Origin of the sequence: Paenibacillus sp. y28 (assembly GCF_037137075.1) — a bacterium.
GTDB lineage: Bacteria > Bacillota > Bacilli > Paenibacillales > NBRC-103111 > JBBBNV01.
Window position 1 is genome coordinate 1 of record NZ_JBBBNV010000095.1, and the last position, 1,426, is coordinate 1,426.

The following is a 1,426-nucleotide window of genomic DNA, read 5'->3' on the forward strand; positions in this document are numbered from 1 at the left end:
AGTTTTGGTTGTGGACTTGACCAAGAACGATGGGGCGTACAGGAGCTGGTTCGATAATGTGCAGCCGCTGTCCAAAAAAACAGTCCTAGATAATCATTATTTAGTTGCGCTTCATATTTCTGTAGTAAACCCCGAGGCAAAACAGAGCACTTACTTTGATTTCCATTCGCACGCTGGAACCACTTGGCAGTATAAGTCTGTTAAACCATCTGCAGATAGCCCGGTTGAAGATATAAAAATGTTCTGGCTTGACCAACCGAAAACTGTCGATGGGTGGCATTTGATGGCTGTGGAGAAATCAATCATCGAAAAAGAACTTCAAGAGACCGGCACTGCTCCTATTATCTTAACGCGAGTTAATCGAGTTAAGGGTCAATCTGAGTCCTTCAATTTTATTCCATATTAAAATGCAAAAAGTAGGTGAACATATGAAAAGAAGCAAGACTTGGATAGCAGCCACTATGGCTGCTATTTTTATTTTTTCCTTGTTTGCAGTTTATGTGACAAGAACAAGCGCCATGGAAGCTGTTAAGCAAGTGGATTTTACCCTCGATGCTTATTCAAGAGACAGTCAAAAGACAATAACTTTAGATGTCGGACTTGATCCTTCAACTATAAAGCGATACGAGGTGTTTTTGGATGGGGCCAACAAGGGGCAAATCGGAACCCTTGTTGGCTCGAAGTTTGAATTAACCGTAGATGGCCAGTTGACGCCGGTCTACAGCAAGGAGAGGACGGACCCAGGTCATCATATTTGGCGACTTCTCGATGGGCGAAGCTGGTGGACTCAAGGCGACAGGACAGCCAAGTATGAATTTACGGGCGGCTGCATCGTGGGAGGGGTGTCTCAATGCCCTGGACCAATCCCCAACTATGCGAAAAATGTAGCCACAGGTAAGACAGAACTGGTCAATGAGGATTTGCGGGATGGTGCAGGACGGGCAGCTACAACAGCCTACGAAGTGGAAAGGCCAAGTAATTTTTGGTTTGATGAGGAACATATTAAAACTATGTCTCGACCACATATTGCTTCCGACTTGGTATTTAATGTTAAAATCAACAAGGATAAATCTTCTCCCGCGGAAGATTATGAAGATGAGCTGGTAATCCTGGATGCAGGTTCAGGAGATACCGGTTTTGGAATGATTAAAGTAGCTAAAATGCTAGATAATGAATCGGACACCAAATATAAAGATATTACCGATGGGCTAGCCTATCCCGTCCAGGGCCGGAACTATTACATGCCGGTGGATGCGTTTTGGGATGCTTATACTTACGCTTATAAATCTGGATACATCAAGGTCTACTACGATACCACCACACCGGACTTGGTGGCGGATTCTATTGAGCTGACAAGCCCGCTTAAAATAGGCGAGGCAGGCTCAATCACTGTCACATTCCACAACGAAGGAAAGGCCGTTAAGGA

Annotated in this window: 2 protein-coding genes; both read left to right on the forward strand. The window is 44.6% G+C overall.

Annotated features, from left to right (window positions below; all coding sequences use genetic code 11):
* Positions 1-406, forward strand: a 406-nt coding sequence (locus WBG83_RS22405; protein WP_336747611.1) for a hypothetical protein, incomplete at its 5' end; no start/stop codon positions are given.
* 22 nt (positions 407-428) lie between these two features.
* Positions 429-1,426: hypothetical protein (locus tag WBG83_RS22410; RefSeq protein WP_336747612.1), on the forward strand; the 998-nt coding region annotated here is incomplete at its 3' end.